The sequence below is a fragment of the Candidatus Vallotiella adelgis genome, assembly GCF_020541305.1.
GTDB classification, from domain to species: Bacteria; Pseudomonadota; Gammaproteobacteria; order Burkholderiales; family Burkholderiaceae; genus Mycetohabitans; species Mycetohabitans adelgis.
This window is the reverse complement of record NZ_CP047397.1, coordinates 18,139-36,065: the sequence shown is the minus strand read 5'-3', so window position 1 is coordinate 36,065 and position 17,927 is coordinate 18,139. Positions and strand designations below refer to the sequence as shown.

General features: G+C 39.1%; 9 protein-coding genes and 2 pseudogenes. 5 read left to right on the top strand and 6 right to left on the bottom strand.

The genetic code is table 11. The annotated features are described in order from the left end of the window. Positions 1 to 1,698: 1,698 nt before the first annotated feature. Entirely contained in the window at positions 1,699 to 2,457 is a 759-nt protein-coding gene (locus tag GJV44_RS04395) for a 4'-phosphopantetheinyl transferase family protein (protein ID WP_226806931.1), read from the bottom strand. A gap of 1,642 nt (positions 2,458 to 4,099) precedes the next feature. On the opposite strand from GJV44_RS04395, the gene GJV44_RS04390 reads away from it, so the two are divergent. Then, on the top strand, positions 4,100 to 5,449 hold the full coding sequence (locus GJV44_RS04390) for a replication initiation protein (RefSeq protein ID WP_226806955.1): 1,350 nt from the start codon (positions 4,100 to 4,102) through the stop codon (positions 5,447 to 5,449). 34 nt (positions 5,450 to 5,483) lie between these two features. Here GJV44_RS04390 and GJV44_RS04385 read toward each other — a convergent pair. From GJV44_RS04385 to GJV44_RS04370, 5 genes and pseudogenes are all read right to left on the bottom strand, one after another. Continuing rightward, positions 5,484 to 6,383, bottom strand: a pseudogene (locus tag GJV44_RS04385) (ParB/RepB/Spo0J family partition protein); the annotation flags it as partial. Positions 6,384 to 6,478: 95 nt separating this feature from the next. After that, positions 6,479 to 6,590: pseudogene (locus tag GJV44_RS04590) on the bottom strand (ParB/RepB/Spo0J family partition protein); the annotation flags it as partial. Positions 6,591 to 6,613: 23 nt separating this feature from the next. Next, positions 6,614 to 7,267, bottom strand: a complete 654-nt coding sequence (gene parA, locus GJV44_RS04380; protein ID WP_226806953.1) for a ParA family partition ATPase — start codon at positions 7,265 to 7,267, stop codon at positions 6,614 to 6,616. A gap of 381 nt (positions 7,268 to 7,648) precedes the next feature. Then, on the bottom strand, positions 7,649 to 8,782 hold the full coding sequence (locus GJV44_RS04375) for an AGE family epimerase/isomerase (RefSeq protein WP_226806952.1): 1,134 nt from the start codon (positions 8,780 to 8,782) through the stop codon (positions 7,649 to 7,651). Positions 8,783 to 9,632: 850 nt separating this feature from the next. After that, complete coding sequence (locus tag GJV44_RS04370; RefSeq protein ID WP_226806951.1) at positions 9,633 to 10,136, bottom strand: Fur family transcriptional regulator; 504 nt, start codon at positions 10,134 to 10,136, stop codon at positions 9,633 to 9,635. Positions 10,137 to 11,598: 1,462 nt separating this feature from the next. Here GJV44_RS04370 and ahpC point away from each other — a divergent pair. From ahpC to GJV44_RS04350, 4 genes are all read left to right on the top strand, one after another. Next, complete coding sequence (gene ahpC / locus GJV44_RS04365) at positions 11,599 to 12,162, top strand: alkyl hydroperoxide reductase subunit C (protein ID WP_226806950.1); 564 nt, start codon at positions 11,599 to 11,601, stop codon at positions 12,160 to 12,162. 1,735 nt (positions 12,163 to 13,897) lie between these two features. Next, complete coding sequence (locus GJV44_RS04360; RefSeq protein WP_226806949.1) at positions 13,898 to 14,314, top strand: HIT family protein; 417 nt, start codon at positions 13,898 to 13,900, stop codon at positions 14,312 to 14,314. A gap of 1,666 nt (positions 14,315 to 15,980) precedes the next feature. Beyond that, entirely contained in the window at positions 15,981 to 16,223 is a 243-nt protein-coding gene (locus GJV44_RS04355; protein ID WP_226806948.1) for an H-NS family nucleoid-associated regulatory protein, read from the top strand. Beyond that, complete coding sequence (locus GJV44_RS04350; protein WP_226806947.1) at positions 16,220 to 17,095, top strand: alpha/beta fold hydrolase; 876 nt, start codon at positions 16,220 to 16,222, stop codon at positions 17,093 to 17,095. The genes GJV44_RS04355 and GJV44_RS04350 overlap by 4 nt, the downstream gene beginning before the upstream one ends. The last annotated feature ends 832 nt before the right edge of the window (positions 17,096 to 17,927 follow it).

Sequence of the window (17,927 nt, the reverse complement as noted above, 5' to 3'; positions counted from 1 at the left end):
TATCTGAAGCCAGCGCCGCTAAACATCGATTTGACCACATTTCGTCCGAAAAACGGTATCGATATATACGCAGAAGATCCAGTGAGATGCTGGTCGACTTCCTGATAAACCCATAATACTAGATGCATTTTAACGCTCTTCGTCTTTAGTATGGTAGGGTTTCGCGTCGATTAGCACGTTCGGCGCTATAGCTTGGATAATTAGCATGAATGGCGGCGAAGTAAAAAAATGCACTTATAGCTTTAGTCGCTAAAGTAGAAAATCGACTCTATAATTGCTAATTATCCAAGCTATAATTTTGTATGTTGCCTGATGCAGAATCGTGCATTTTTTCTTATTATGTTGTGCGCTCGGTTTAGTTATTGTTTTCCCCGTCTATCTGAGACAATACAGCAGAACGGTAACGTAATACGCATTTCTATACGACGCTTTAACATTGATTAAGCTTTTAAATACCGAGTCTAGCGTCGTATTTATTCCCCCAACAGTAGAATTTGAGAAGCTTCAAATACCCTTGCACATTATTAGTAATCTTCCATAAGTGTAGTACTAATAGATCACCGCCCCGGCAAGAAAGACATTTATTAATTCGGGACAAAATATCTTTACTGGGTTTACTACCCTAGCAAACTTAATTTTGGAACGCACATAACAAGGCTTATAAATTAAAACTTTCTAGTCGGAATTTTATATTTATCGGAAAGATGGATGAAAATATTGAACGTAGTTATCAGTATCACTAAGCGTTAAAAATTTGGAGCTAAACTAGCCTGTTACCCACAATACTTTATACAGGATCTATGTTTAGTCTGCGTTAACCGAGCTTCCGTATAATTTTTTCTGCTGCTCAATATAATATTGACAAATAAATATTTAGTAAATTTATTCCGAAAAAGTATTTGTTATATTAAATTGTTGTAAACTTGTAATATTTTATATATATTAAAATTTTATTTCTCGCTCATAATAAAATTTATACAAATTTCTTGGAAAGATTCGACTACTATTTTTCTAATTTTTTATACACCACTTCACGAATTTATTAAAAAAAATTACATATAATTTTTTTCTTTTTTCGTAATACACCGAACTTAAAACGAGCATAGAAACTATGATACAATATTGATTTATTTAATATCTTTTTTATCGTTATATAAAATTCAAAAAATTTATAGCACAATATCTATTGTGTAAAAAAACAATACGAGAACTATTAAATTTTTTTACTTATATATTAATGGAAATATAGATATCGGATTTATGTATTAACTTTATTGAGTTAATTATATTGAACTTATCAGTTAAAAAACTGACTTTCCACATAGGAAATCTATAGCATCTCTATAGTGGAACTTTTCTTCCTGAAAAGGCGCCCTCAAAATCGTATTTTATTGTACGATAGTTTTATGTTTACTATGTCTTTATATTGCGATTGTTAGATTTATAAACATCACATTTTTATTTTTGATATACACCTCTCTTTTTTAGTAGTTGGCTAGGATTTTGTAACGACGTCTATTATATTATAATAACCCACTAAATATCTTTAGCTTTTATACTTTAATTAAAGCCTATCTTTGGACTAAACACATTAATTTTTCTGTTAGTCGACTCTAAAAACTGCATACAACGTTTCGACGGAATTTTATAACAGGTGTGCGTTATCAATATTAATTGATAATATATGATATAGTAAAATCAACAAAGAGTGGATTTACGTAGACGTGTACTAACACTACCAGGGGGACCAAACGCAATACAGCCAATATAGTCGGAAAGGTCGTCGACCCAGTGCAGGTGCAATGCAGAAATGTTATTCCATGCGCTAATTGCCGGCGGGTCGATATACTGCGCGCCATCTGCAAAAGGATCTACCGAAACTCGCTGAACACCACACCAAATACCAACTCCAATCGCCTTGAGAGCAGCCTCTTTCGCCGTCCAGCAGCGAAGAAACCCCTGGGCACCACTTATGTAGTCACGCGCGCTTAGCGCACGCTGTTCGGCGTCAGTGCACACTGTCTCGAGCAATGCCTTCCAAGCTATTACGCGTCGAATAAATTCGATATCCACACCAATGCAGCGTTGTTCTGATATTGCAATAAGAGCATGCTGACCTGCGTGCGTAACGTTAAACGATAATGTTTCTCCGTAACCAGCAAGTTCCGGCCGTCCGAACGCTCCCGATGAAAAGCATAGCGATAGCGGTGCACTACCGGTGTGCCTAGCGAGCAATATTCGAAGTATGGCACGCGTTGCAGCGAAACGCAGTCGATCGTCATTATGACGATAGCGTAATGCTCGCTTTTGTTCATCGTCGGGCAGGCATACTTGAAGCCAATTCCACGCAGCAGGGGATAGTGGAATTTGTACGTGCCACAACATCACGTCGTCTGGCCATCGTCCTGCAGGACGCAATAAGTTTGTCGCTGTAGCATGCATTGCGTTTTTGTTCATGTTTTGTATGCAGAGCGCAGGTTAATCTACGATGCGCCAGTAAACAGCGCCTGCTAGAGCAGGGTACACTATTTTGCTCTCTTTTGGCCCATCAATAGCAAGGCTGATTAAGTTACTTATTTTAAGCTTCACTTAAGATCCGAAAATCAATCCACATATTCTTGAGTCAGTTAATAAAACACATAGAATTAAGTTAAAAAAACGTTAACGTCTCATGAAACCCTTGCTTAGCATGCTTTTCCCGGCACTAAGGTGAAGGTTTTCGGGAACTTAGGGGAGATTTAACAGGATATCACGGTGAAGGGGTTCAGGAAGTCTGGTGAGGAGTAACAGGAAATATCGTGAGGGGATTCAGGTGCTATGTCATACGAATTTAATAGTTAGGGTGAGATTTTTCGGGAATATGTCAACGTAGATACCTGGCCAGTAAAGCGATTTTTTTAGCGTAATTTTCGACTAGAAAACACTATGGTGAGATTTTGCGGTGAACCATCGCTTCTATGCGGATTCACTTTTCTTTGCCTATTTTTAATGCATGGTGAAGTTTTTCGGGACTTAATCGACTCGTGAGGTGAGAGAGTACGGGAGGTATAGCTAGGGTGTAGTATTCTTCGTACTAGCGATTGCTAGGGCAAGATTTCTGGGGGTAGCAGTTTTTTTATTTCTTTATAAACTGTGTTCTAGTTTTTAAGCGGCATCGCGAAGCATGCTAAAGAGAATTGAGCATCAATATTTCGTTAGAAATTACATCGCGGCCTAGATAAGTGAGTGTTATCGGGAGATTGTAGCTTTGGCAGCTTTAGGTAGTAAGACTTGCTAGTCGACAAGATGTGATGTACAAGGGCAGTTAGCGTAAGCATGCGATGCATTGGATCTGTTTTATTGCATTGTTTAGGCAGGTATGTACATATAAAAAGCTGATTTATAAAGGATAAAAAGCATTATAGTATTGCTATTGCATCGTAAGGTGAGGTTGTTCGGGGAGGCAAAAGAAGAGAGAAGAAGCGTCATCGAGGAATTAATTCCTCTTTATTCACCCGGTAATAGTGAGATTTTTCGGGAAATATAGAGCATAGCTCGGAAGTTGCTTTCCGTTATAAAAATAGGTAATCCGTCATTAAGCGCTGTAATAGGTGTTTCCCTGTATGCTATATCACTGGATAGCGGATTACATTAGCTGTTCATTACAATGGTGAGATTTTTCGGGAGAAAGCACCCTCCTAATAAGAGAGCGTTTTTACCGACTCTACATCAGATAATTAAAGATTAAAAATTAATGGTGAGATTTTTCGGGAAAGAATGACACTACGCCATTATTTTCTTAAATAACAATCAAAATCACTTTATTGACAAAGACATATGGTTCATCTATGTGAATGCAATTATAGGTTAAGAGTGAAGTTTTGCGGGATTCTATATTAAAGTTTTTAGGATAATTTTATGATTTATGGGCCCGCGATTTAGTTACGCTAAATATTAGCTGTAGCAGTTTTATCATAACTGACTACTTTTAAAAAGTAATTTTTTGCATCGAGGTGAGGTAATTATTTATCTGTATCTCACCGATAATGAGTGAACTGCTAATGTATACAAATTTCACTATAGCAGGTAGTTTTAGAAAACCACTGTTCTGACTCGATATATGGCTACCCGCGCTTCTAAGAAGAAGACCGATGTCGTTAGCCAGAACTCCTCGGAGTTACGCAAGGCCGTTGAAGCTATTGCTATTCAGCCAAAGAGTGGCAAGATAACCTTGTTAACTCGAAAACTATTCAATGTGTTATTAGCTGTCGCACAGCAAGCCGATGAATCTGGAGATACTTATCGGGCATTACTGTCGGACATTGTTGTAAATTCCGCATTTGACTCGAATGATACGGCGCTAGTTAAAGAGCATTTGCGTCGGATGGTATCGGTTCAGGTTGAATGGAGTACTGGAACATCAAGCCAGAAACCTGGAAGAAAATGGGGAATTTCAACTTTGATTGCAGACGCCGAAATTCTCGAGGATACAACTACCCGGCGCGTATGGGTCGAGTTTTCGTTCGCTCCAAAAATTAAGAAGAAGCTTCTTGATCCAGTCCAGTATGCTCGTCTAAGCCTGCAGTTCCAAAGTCAACTACGTAGTAGTGCTGGACTGGCTTTGTATGAGATCTGTGTACGCTACTTAACAAATCCCAGCCATCTTACAATGCGTGAGCCATGGGGGTGGTGGCGTCCGATTTTATCGGGAACGCCGGATTCGAAGGCTATCGATGAGGCTAAGCGTGAGTATAAGTATTTTAAGCGCGATTATCTTCGTTCTGCTATCGCAGAGGTAAATTCAGTCACTAATATCAATGTTGAATTGATTGAGCATCGTGAAGGGCGACGTGTATCTGAAATACAGTTCCGAGTAGTGGAGCGAAAGCAACCGATTCTAGCGTTTGATGTACATCCAAACGTATTTGATAGTACGCTAGTCGATCGTATGGTGGGGCTCGGTATTCCGTTGAAAGAGGCGAAAATTTTATACGGCGATAATGAAGAGGGCCGTGTTCAGGCTGCATTACAGATGACCGAGCAACGAATTCGAAGTACAACTTTACCTGTGGTACGCAGCGCTGCAGCTCTATTTAAAGATGCACTAAAAAAGGGTTATGCGCCACCACTAGATGAAGTTAGAGCACCGCAAGTTAAGAGGATGGATAGGGGGGAGGATCCAAAGACTAGGCTTTTAACGGAGTATGCTGCATATCGTCGCAGGCAGGCACGTGAGCTTTATGAGGAGCAGGATGATACGGAGCAAGAGCTTTCTAGAGAATTGTTTGAAGACGAAACGTTACGAGGTTTGGGTGCCCACCTTCGGGACGAATGGCGCAAGCGTGGCGTCTCGTCCAAAATCGCCGAGATAGCTTTTTTTGATTGGCTAGCGCTAAAAACATGGGGTGAGCCAACCGATGGAGATCTTTTAGCGTTTACGTTGAATCATGAGCGCACTTTAAATGATTAGTGTATTGAGGTTATACTAATAACCTGCTCTCTTGTTACACATCAATTGTATTTAAATCGCTTTTTAAATCCTCTGTTTTTGGCATCAAAATTGCTTCTATTTGAGACAATAATTTGTCACGTTTGTTTCGGGTTAGGCCTCTTAACTTTAATTCAAGCCGGTCGTCACTGTATGACTTTAAGTCACCAAGCGTCTCACCATCAACTTTTATTTCCAGTCGCTGCGTGTAGCGCTGCCGGCGAAGCGGTTTTAGTTTTTCGCTAGGTATTGCTCTACCCTTGACGATATCGGCGACTTGTCGAGTACTGAGGCCATCGTTAATAATCTTGTTAATTAACCGGAGAGTACAATCTGTGCCTTTTTCAGAAAAATATCTTGCAACGTGATAGGCCATGTTAGAGCCAAATCGATCCGATCTAGTCATCATTTCTAGCATGACGAATTCCGGAAGTTTAGAAATTCCCAATGCGACGGCTACTGTCGATTCATCAATTCCGAGATGTTCGGCAAGTTCACGTTGATTGTGAAAGCGTTTCTCATTAAGAAAGCGTTGCCATACAATAGCATTATCAAAAATTGTTTGCGAGTCTCGCTGAACATTTAAATCATAACCTAGTTTATAACTTTCAATACCAATTGGTAAATCTATGACAATTGCTCTGACACTTTCTTTATTCGTTGCTTTCAATGCCCGAATGCGCCGCCCACCATCACTAACAAAAAATGTACCAGGGATTTTTTGATCTGGGATAACGTGAATTGCTTGCTGCTGGCCTTGTTTAGAAAGATTAACGGCAAGTTCAGAAATCGATGATTTGAGGTAGAAATAGCGAGGATTAAACGGACTAGGTTTGATCGATTTTAGCGATAGATCAATGATTTGTCCCGGCGTATATTTATTTTCAGTGCGCCATGCGAAGTACGCTGGCGATTCGTTGGGACCTGGAGAAGTGGTATCTTCATCCGGAATGTGACAAGCTTGGTGCTTGTAGGTAGTGAAGTTCGGCTCAAGCGTATTAATATGAACTGATTGTTTAACTAGAGTTTCAATTGCGTTTAGACGATCTAGTGTTGTTTGTTTGTTGCTGCTGATTGTATCAGGGCAGGCTTGAAAGCCTCGAGCTAGTTGAGAAGATTTCATATCATTCCTTTATGCGCATAAAGTTACTTCAACAGCGCCGCAATTTCATTAGCGCATGCTCGGATTTCGGCTCCCGCTAGCTGAGCGCTACGATCTGACATTTGTAAGACAGTTTTGCCTAACGCCATCGCTTGCTTGTAGCACTCCCTAGTGGGGATCTGCGTTTTTAAAAGCGGGAAGCCAAGTTTTTCAAGTGGGCGTTTTAATTCGCGTGTTAGCATCCGTCTTTTATCGGTTTTATTAAGAAGAAAAACGGCTTGTAATGCTTTGTTCATCGTCTGTGCCTGCAGGATTAGTTTAACTAAGCCAACACTTGACCAATAGTCAGCTGGCGACGAGGAGATTGGTACAACTGCAATACTAGCTGCTAGCAGTACGACGCCGGAGATTTTTTCTGTAATTGACGGTGGACAGTCTACGATGATGAAATCATAGTCATTAATAAATTTTTTGATTTCTCTGTGAATTTGAGCCCCTGCTTCTGCTAGGTTCACGACCGGGAATAAGATGCCAGATTTAGCAGTGCTAGACCAGCGAATTAACGTATTTTGTCCGTCTGCGTCAACAAGTAAAACTTTTTTTTCCTTTTCGTGGAATGCTGCACCAAGATGCATTGCGATCGTGCTTTTACCGACGCCCCCTTTCTGTTGAGTAACCGCAATAATTTCAGTTTCCACTTTTTATCTCATTAAAAATACAAGAATAAGTATATCGGAAGGTAATAGAGAAAATCTAGAACTAATTCTATAAATACCATATATGTACATATAAACTATGGTAGTTAGCTAAGACTAGCGCAAGCAGTCGAATATCTTTCTTTACCAGCCGTAGAGTGATAGAAGTTCAAATGTCTTTATCGTATAAAAGATCGCATACGTTATTTACCGATTTTCTGCTAGATAGAAATAGATTAAATCTATATGTTATAGCGATAAATATGTGAACTACGGCTAGTTATTTACTATATTATATATTCAGCAAAAATATTATTAATAATAACTTACACAAGAATACTAGAGTTAATGCTGTGATCTAAAGAGATACTTAATAGGTTATCGTTATAATTTCGTACATAGTCTAGAAACCGCATGGTACATAGTCGCTATGTGGTATGGTGTTGTTGATGGCATATCTACGCGTACGGCGCTGCTATTCTGAGAAATAGCTTCTATCCATCCGTAGTTGCGTAAGAAACGCTGTTTAAAATGATTAAGTTGAGTTTTTAGAGATATATGTGTATCCAGCGCCTTGCTGGTACCGTGGAGCGCTTGCAATGTAGCGAGAGCGCGAGCAAATTCGGTTTGTGCCCATAATCGCTCAGTTGGTTCGGTGACATAACCGTGTTCGTCTAACGCGGTGCACACACCCCCTGTGATAGGCGACACGCCATGCCGAAATGAAAACGTATACGCAGAGTCGAGCCATCTAGATAGGTCGCTATGTCCAAATACATCTTGTGCACAAGATGTGAGATAAAACCATTCAAACTGGTGCCCTGGTTCAATACGTAATCTGCCACAGCCGATCGGAAGCTCTGCAATACAGCCAGTAGTACGATGTACGAATGTTGCGGTCACCGCTTCTGCGATATGCCGGAGCGTATCAAAAAACCATATGTCAGGTTTCACGTCCCGAGCAGACAAGTAGGCTTCGGTCAAGTGCATAATCGGATTCTGCTGTGGGCCTTTGATGATCGTCATAAAGTCGGCAGATAGTACTGCATTATATAAGCCGGAGTTGGTTGAGAATCGTGTTTGAATCACATGCAGCGTATCTTCGAGCAGATTCAGCGCATCCAAGTTTCTCTGGTGCCGGAAATATTCCGCGCAACTGAACACGATAAATGCATGAGTGTACAGATCTTTTTGAGTTTCTTTTGGCTCACCTTGTGAGTTGATGCTATAGTGCCAACCACCATATTTCGTATCCATAAACCGGCTGCACAGTGATTCAAACAGGCGATCTGCATGATCGTGCCAGCCAGCTGAGCTGAATACATAAAGCTGTCGCGCACATCCTATAGCTCGGTATCGCGTGGTTGGCAGCGGAGGCTGTCCTGGCGACGCTATCGCGTCATATGGTAAACCCAATATATTATTGAAGCCCCTGGTAGACCATAATGGCAAAATTATATTAGTGAGGTGTTTCTGCAAATTGTCAATAATTACACTAGGGTAGTGTAGTTGGTTCATGCAACAACCCCTTTTTAGGAAAAACTAAGATAAAAGTGTAGTGTAACTTCCACTCTTTCCTGCTACTGGTGGGGAAATGTGGCACGAGCCTGTTTTCATTGAGCACGCAGCAGACTGTGTATAGATTGGGCATCGCCAGATGCCCAGGATGAACCTGCAGATAAGTTGCTCTCAGATTAAACAGTGTGCGCTATATCCCTCCTATCTTAGCAAGATAGTGTAAGCAAGAATGTCTTTTCTTGATATCATGACCGATTGATGGGCGTACCACTCGTTTATTAGAGTAGCGCACTGAATTAGGCTGACATATTTTTTCCGATGTGGCACTAACGAGATTCCAAAGAAATCTCTAAAAATTATTGAGACTGCCCATCGTACACAAATCTTATCTAGTGCTACTGTTGCGTAGTCGACCCCATACCTCGTGTGATATTGGCGCATTGGTGATTACAGGGAGGGGTAGGGGTCCTCTAACGTAGGCGCAAATATGCGCTTTGTGATTATTAATAATCTTGAGTGTTTTAATGATTAATGTGATTTCGTGTGCGACACTTCTTGCTAAGGTGCTAAAACATATGCTGCGTTAACATTTTTTTAGCAGTGCTACCTACACAAATAGGCATTGAGCTGTGCAGCTGCTTTGCGTGAGCTGTGGTAGGTCTTTAAGTCGTGCACGTTGGGCTGGTTTAGGCGATGATTAGAAAAATTTTTCAAAAGAAGAGGAATGGTATTGGTGTGCAGCATATCAATTATTATTGATAGCCTTGCTATAGCTTAAATCGTATAAATTGTAGAAAATAATTGACTGGTTAGAAGATAGATCTTTAATCCAGCATAAATCTGCTGTAATTTACATAGTCTTTGCTGTGCACTTTACACAAAATCCTTTGAGCTCAAGTTCACCACGAACTAGTGTAAAGCCAGTGGATTGAATTTTATTTACTAGCTCATGATGAACGCCTGGCCCGTCGACTTCTGCGACCTCACCACAGGACTGGCAAACGATCAAGATTCCATGGCGGCAGTGTGTTAGGTCATGGCATACTGAAAATGCATTAATCGACTCAATACGATGCACTAATTCTACGGACTGTAAGAAATCGAGCGCGCGATAAACAGTCGGCGGCGCCGAGCCTGGGTGAATCTTGCGCATTTCGTCGAGTAGTGTGTAAGCCTTAGTAGCACGGCCGGATTGAAGTAGTAACGATAGAACTTTTTTTCTCAGCGGTGTCAGCAATTCGCTACGCTCCTGACAGTATGCGTGCGCAATCTGCAACGCCTGTGTAATATCAGCTACCGGTAAACTACCCGGTGCAGTGCGAGCAGTAGGAATGCGAGACGAGGTATTAAACATGCTAATGATTCTACATTGGCAAGCACGCTAGTGCGTTATTACTATGCTGGCGCAGCAATAACGCATTTCCTATGACACTAGGAAGACAACGTAATCTCTGCACATAAAATTATCGGATTTAGCCCACGGATACCCTAGCCAGCAGCATATTTAATTCTGTAGATTAAAAATCGTAATAAATTTTTCCGTATTTTATAATAATTAGTCGTGATAAGTCTAGTTTATCGTTTATTAGTGCCAGTGCATTATTAGCACAATTTCTAACTTTTACTGACATATTACCTTGTCTAAACAATCGCGAAATAATCGTTCCATTTTTCTGACGTCGTACATGCTCTGACTTAGTAGGAAAATAGATCGGGTTATAGGTTTACACGAATTAGCTACGCAATGGCGATTCTGAGATGATAATAAAGATTTTTCTGCTATCGAGTTATGCAAATTCAAAATTTTTCCATCATCGTTTTCTATGCCATATCATAGTTATTGCGCGTGTTATTGCGCTCGATATAGAAACTACTTGATTCGGCTGAGAAAGAAAACGCTGCACGCATTGAAGAATATTCGATGTATTTCTATACAAATAATAAAATCGTGTCTTTACTTTATAGTAACATCTATATAAATTCCATATATAAATGTTACTATACCAATAGTAGCATCTACTTAAAATTTCTACTATCTTGTAAATAAAAATTTACTGATAATTAAAGGATATCCACTAAAACATCGACTATTATTTTATTAATAACTCCGGTAAAATTATAATTTTATTGAAATGCGCGGGGGAATAAATACTAGATCATGGTTTTTTAAATGTGTCTATATCGTTTATCTAATATACAGAAATATGTCAGACACAGTTGGTTTTGTAATAAATGAAAAATCCGAAGAAAAATTAAATAAATATTTAGTACATATATTTATTTTGGTCAATTTAAATTGGGTTACATGAAGATATATAAATGCGAAAATATTAAAGTACAGTGAAATATTTACTAACATGTTATTTAGATAAATTTTAATAATACAGATTATACCCATAGATCGATTAGTTAGTAACTATCGAGATATTTCGTATAGTATACTTTTTCTTTGTTTCCAGTTTCTGGTTAGCTGAGTATTGAAATACTAATTGATAATTGTAATGATATACGACGTTTTGAAATTTTCAGGTTATTTATTTTATGTAAGGCATGTAAAGATGAGTAGATTGTGCGTGTCTGCCTGAGAAAGAACAGTCATGATAGATATACAGATAGAGTGCTATCAGACATAAGATGAGCTAGAAATAATTTACTATACAGGCTATTGACTTCTCATACATTCGTCCTAATACTCATGCTACGGAACAACATCGGTGATAAATCAATCATATCAGTTTGATAAAACTAAACATTCACCAGATTTTACTATTTTTGTAGGATGGAAAATTGTTTTTCACTAAAGAAGGAAAAGCGTAATGTCTCTTATTAACACGCAAATCAAACCGTTCAAGTCAACCGCCTACCACAATGGTAGTTTTGTGACAATCTCAGAAGCAAGCTTGATAGGTAAGTGGTCAGTGTTCGTATTTTATCCGGCTGATTTTACGTTCGTGTGCCCGACCGAGTTAGGTGATTTAGCAGATCACTACGCTGAGTTTCAAAGACTCGGTGTTGAGATCTACGGAATTTCCACTGATACCCATTTCACACACAAGGCATGGCATGACTCATCAGAGACTATCGCTAAGATTAAGTACCCATTAGTAGGGGATCCGACTGCTATGCTCGCACATAATTTTAATGTTCTGGTCGAAGAAGAAGGCCTAGCGTTGCGAGGTACGTTTGTTATCAACCCAGAAAGACAGATCAAGTTGTATGAGATTCATGACAACGGAATCGGTCGTGACGCACAAGAGTTGCTGCGCAAGGTTCAGGCTGCACAGTATGTTGAATCGCATCCTGGTGAAGTATGCCCGGCTAGGTGGAAGCCAGGTGCCGCAACACTAAAGCCATCGCTGGAACTAGTAGGTAAGCTCTGATGCTTATTGTCCTTTACTAAAGAAATTAATAGTTAAACAAAAATAAGGTGAAGAAAAAATCGGGTTAGTTAAATTTTTAGTAGTGAATAAAATTCGAGTAATAATTAAAATATATTATATTATTTAATATTTTATTTTTTATATAAATTTGTTATATGTTCACTACAACAATAATAATATTATCTACTGGTTTTTCTCATCCGGATCAGGTTATGTATGTTTAAGTAAACCCTCGGGCCTAGGGTTGTCTTCTATAGGTTCGAGGGTTTATTTATTCATAATATCTAAAATTTAGTTAAACAGTTTGTGAAATTAAGTGAGATACATTTTTAAAAGATATAGATATATTATGCTGCTAGCGATGAAACGATTATTTGTACTTCAGAGAAGTAGAATCAGGTCATTCGAATAGCAACTAGTTATCAAAAACTCCAGAATAATTCTGGAAATAAATAAAAAATTTTTAGATTGCTTAATTGGAGCGTAAAAATTAACGACGTTAACGTAATTAATGCACGGTGCATCAAATCGTTGCAGCCGAGGGAGGCTGTGACGTAGTCCATTTTCAGTGGATAACTAATATATCGTATAGCGTAATACTTATCACAGATGCAAACCACTGACGATCTATGTTCTTATAAAAATACTGAAATAGTGACGGTTGGTGTTATGTATTGAGGATTTTTCTCAAATCTACTACTAAACTAAAAAATTACGTAGATTACAGATCTGAGGCTATTCGAGAACTAGTAGCCTTTTTGGGCTTCCTCGGCATAAGATTAGCTCATCTAAAATACGGAGAAGATTAGGTGCTGCCTTTACTGGCACGAAGCATAGAATCTAGTTGATTCTATCAACGTGGAAATTATTGGGGACAATTTATTGATGTCTGCGGAGAGAGCGATGGGATAGATGTAATCTTTTTTAAGCTCTCTGAATTATATTGCACGGCGTAACTACCGAATAATAAGTTTCGCACTTATCAATTCAGAGTGAATAAGCATATAGTGATCGGTTTTAGTGATCAAAGGTAGACCTTGCTTATATCCAGAAAGCTTTGGATTTACTTTATAACTTTTACTTGGGCGGAAACGATAACTCTAGTAATCACTAAACTGCAAAATATTTTAAGTTCGGCATAAATCGCTGAGACTAGTACGGGGTAAACCAGTTACAATAAAATTATAAAAAATAACTCTAGAATATTGCTACATTGTAAAAAATGTACATGCGTAATTTCCTAGGCGGCGTAATTATCGAGCTTGAATGCGGTGTAATCGACAAAGAAAATTTCATTTTTATCAACGAGTTGCATCGTGTATGCCAATCTTATCCACAGCTTTCCTAACAAATTCTGTGGATAACGCAGATATTCCTAGAAACTATTATTGTCCAGGGTTAAGTTAGTTGATTGGTTCTTAGTAAAAAGTGGCTGTGTCCTGAATTTTTGGCGCGTAGCTGAGATTCTCAACTCGATCAGCGTCGCGTATAACGTTCTTTATTATGAGATGTCTGTGCTAAAACTACTGATAGTAAAAACTTTTGAGTTTGTATTGATGGATGGGGTTGTCATCTAATAACAATATTTGCATAGATAATGCCTGCTCATCAAGAATACATGACTTTATTAGAAGCAATATAGGGCAGATGCGTTAGATTGGATAACTAAATCAATAGAACTCGGTTATGCTCGCGATTTGTATGCCTATTTACGACCGGGGGAGTATAAGGCGCGATGCGATATGACTCAAATAACCCGTTCGCACGTATCCTTCGCGGCGAATTGCCGTGCGTTAAAGTCTCTGAGACAAGTAGCGTTTTAGCTTTCATGGATATGATGCCAGAGATAGATGGACATGTGCTGGTGGTTCCAAAGGAAGCGGTGTCAGAGATATTCGACTTACCAGATGAGGTGGGAGCAGCATGTTTTCAGATGGTCAACCGGGTTGCCACTGCGGTGCGAGACGCCCTAAAACCGGGGGGTATATTAGTAGCCCAGTTCAATGGAGAAGCGGCTGGGCAGACGGTGCCACACGTGCATTTCCATATAATTCCACGTCATGCTGGTAAAGAACTAAGACTACATGCGCGCGTAGTGACTACGATAGACAAAATCGAGGCAGTCGCACAGCGTATTCGTGCGAAGCTTTAATAAATTGGCTGATTCAAAATAAGTATAATGTGTAACGCTCAATATTGTATATATCTGATATTTTAATACTCTACCTATGTTTAGAGCTAGAGCTAGCTGTATCTGCCGATACTTACGTGTATAATGTGGAAGGTTAGTAATTGCATTTATATGATGCATATTGCAGTTATATTATTAACTGCTCAACCTTAATGTTGTCAGACTAGTTGCTTTTTTCTACTCAATGTACCTAGGCGTGTTGGTGTTGTGAAAAAACAGATATCGGGTATGATTAGATGCAAGAAAGAATCAGAAATCCTTCTGATGAAGATGTTAGTTCTTTTTTTAGTGTAATGCATACAACCGGAACACATCTCAACACTGGCTTTGTTGAACTCACTTTATCTAATTTTCGTTGAAGTAAAGGTAGTGCCATTGTGGGTCTGCAACAATAAAAAATTAGGGCCACACCTTAATGTACTAATATCGCTTTTCTAGGTATGACTTAAATTAGATAAAAATAGTGTATGTAGCGATATGTAAATTATCGAAGGAGTAATTGCTAAAAACCATGACAGTCACCTGTTCTATGAATATAGTTTCATCAATATTTATTACCGACGAATATATGTTACTAAACTAAACAGCAGAATGCTGTTTCGCAAAACGCAGCACAAGAAAAAGCGCGTTGCGGTTCACATCCTATTCGTATCGGGCTACTCAATAAGAAAACAAGCGAATACCTTATTCCTAAAATGAGGGATGTAGCGGGTTCTTATCAATAAATTAAAGAAAAGATACTAGGTATAACAAGAATAATTGGGGGGGCGAGTTTATGCACGTGTGATTCACCTTTAGATGATTATGGCCATATGAGAGCGACTCTGTGCCAGATGACTCTATTGCGTAACTATGTTGATAATAGATTTTGGTATAAAAACGATAACACCAGTTTGGCATTCTGGCACTTTATCCTACTGTTTCAGGGTTGACATAACGTTTTATATAGCCTTTCGGAGTAATAAGCATTACCTGTCAAGCCAGAATCGATGATGAGCATAGTATCAGTATAAAAATCGTTAACCATGTTGACTCGCTTATAAATATTGACGTAATTTTATAAGCACAAGCTACAAAAGGCTGACAATCAGGGGGTAAAGTTGAAAAAATTCTCTCAATAATCGAGCTAAGCATGCGGCTTTTTGGTTTAACAGATAGGTTTATAGGCAAAGATGTAATCTTTATGTGTTTTCACTGATCTAGGGTTACTGCGACAGCGTAGTATGAGAAAAATATTATTGGTTCAGTTAGATCACCATGGGTTGATCGGCCAGCTCTACATGAATTTTTATACCCGTACGGTAATCCCCTATAGAAGAAAGATTGATCTGTTGCGTTCGTTTAGGTTATAGAATCGAAGAACGTATGACATTAGTAGAACTAGGTGGTACCACATCCGTCCAACTAAGTGCTATCAATATCTAAAGGATGTGTCTTTGGCATAGCTCATCGCGAAATTCCCTAGACTTCTAATGTCTATGAGCTACGTACTAGTGGACGTGGATCACGTAGCTGACAAGCCGATCATAAAATTACGTTAAAATGAAACGATAAGAAGGCCAATCTATGTCGATGGCGAGCTCTTTCTAGTTTACCGCCTAGATTTCGCGATATAATAAAATTCCCTATGGACGAACAGAAGAGACAGAGAATTATTGCTTATATTCATCGCCAGATGAACGAATACGATATTTCTATCGAGCGTTTAGCTGAAGAACTTGCTGCAGATGAAAAAAAAATAAAACCGATATTGTTTCGTGATGCATACGGAAATGTATGGGATGGTGAAGGAAGTATGCCGGATTGGCTCAAGCGAGCGGTGCATGCAGGGCAGTCAATCAAGCACTTCATGGTCGAGCCAAAGCAATGACTAGAACCTTGCCGATTCCAAGAGAAGCGCCGACAAACACAATTTTTTGCGCTCAATCAGTTACACTGAATGACGACTCGAGTATCGCTTTCTCTCAGATGGGTATGGGCGAGCCGATTGTGTTGGTTCACGGTTCGTTGTGCGACTACCGGTATTGGGGGCCGCAGTTCGTGCCACTGGCAGCAACGCATCGTGTGCTATCGCTCAGTCTAGGACACTACTTTCCGACTCGTGAGCTGAATTGTATGCTGCCATTCAGCTGGAATACGCATGTATGGCAGATCGCTGAGTTCATCGATAATGTAGTATGCGAGCCAGCACATATTATTGCGCATTCCCGCGGTGCTTATCTGGCATTTCATCTTGCCCTCCGATTTCCAGACTGCTTGCGCAGTATAACGCTAGCCGACCCGGGCGGTGCAGCTCAAAGAAGGGATGTGCTAGCATCTGTACAGAAAGAAATAGGTCTGATTAATGCGCTGCATTCCCGTTCTGTAGCACTAATTGAGCAGGGCGAGCTAGACTATGGTCTAGCGTTATTTATCGATTCGGTGAGCTCTGCAGGGTCATGGGCAAAAAGCCCGAAAAGTTTTAAAACAATGGCACGCGATAATGCGCATACACTGCGGCAGCAAATTTCGGAGCAGATGCCAGATTTTTCCGCGCACGAGGCAAAACAAATCACTTTGCCCGTTCTATTAATCGGTGGAGAAAAAAGCCCTTCAATTTTTCATAGGAATATTGCTTGGTTACATAAGAATATCGATGATGCACGCCAGATAACTATTGCTGGTGCTTCGCACGGGATGAATCTAGCTAACCCATACGCATTCAATCGTGCAGTATTAGAATTTATTAATTACAAAAACTAAGCATAGTCGTATTAAAATAATTAATTATATATGTAATTAGAGTATTAATATTATATATAATATATTTATAAAAAATTTTTAATAGTAACGTGAGTTTTAATACTATTTTTTATAATTTTTCAGGTATATTTACCTTACCGAATAATATTCGGTATACAAATAAATATTTATTTAAAAATCAGATTACCTCTAATAATATCTGATGATATATAGACTACTGCGCGTAAAGTTATATATAAAGACGACCAAGTGCGATAGATAATGAATTAACAAACCAGTCGAATATTATAGATATTAATAATAATAGTTTCCGCTGTCTTGCATTATTAAGTATGACAGTGCCGATTGCTGAGCAGAGCCGAAATCCTTCGATAGTAATTTTGATAAATACTCGTAAATAACATAGAATGCTGAATTCTAATATAACCAGAAAAATTCTGGCGGCGACTGCTATTCGTAGCGTCTGTTTTTGCCTGTCCTGCATTAGGTCTATATAAATAATAGAGTGAGGAAATAAAGAAAATCCGGCGATTTTAGTTGTCGAACCAGCGTGGTCAACGTCTGAGTTAATTCGGTACAAGCCGAGGTGTTTCCTCTGAGCGAGGTCTATAGAATTTTAACCGACAATATTTTTTGTCGACCGATTACAGAATAGCGTAGAACATCTGATGAGAAAATACTGCAGTATTTTTGCCACCAACCTAAGCGATACACGTTTATTCGCTTAGGTTGGTGACGATTGTTAGATAAAGTGCTATAGTGAATTCTAGAAACTAGAATAATCCTAGGTAATATTCGCATCATGCTAGATGTCGATAAGTATAGGGCCTTA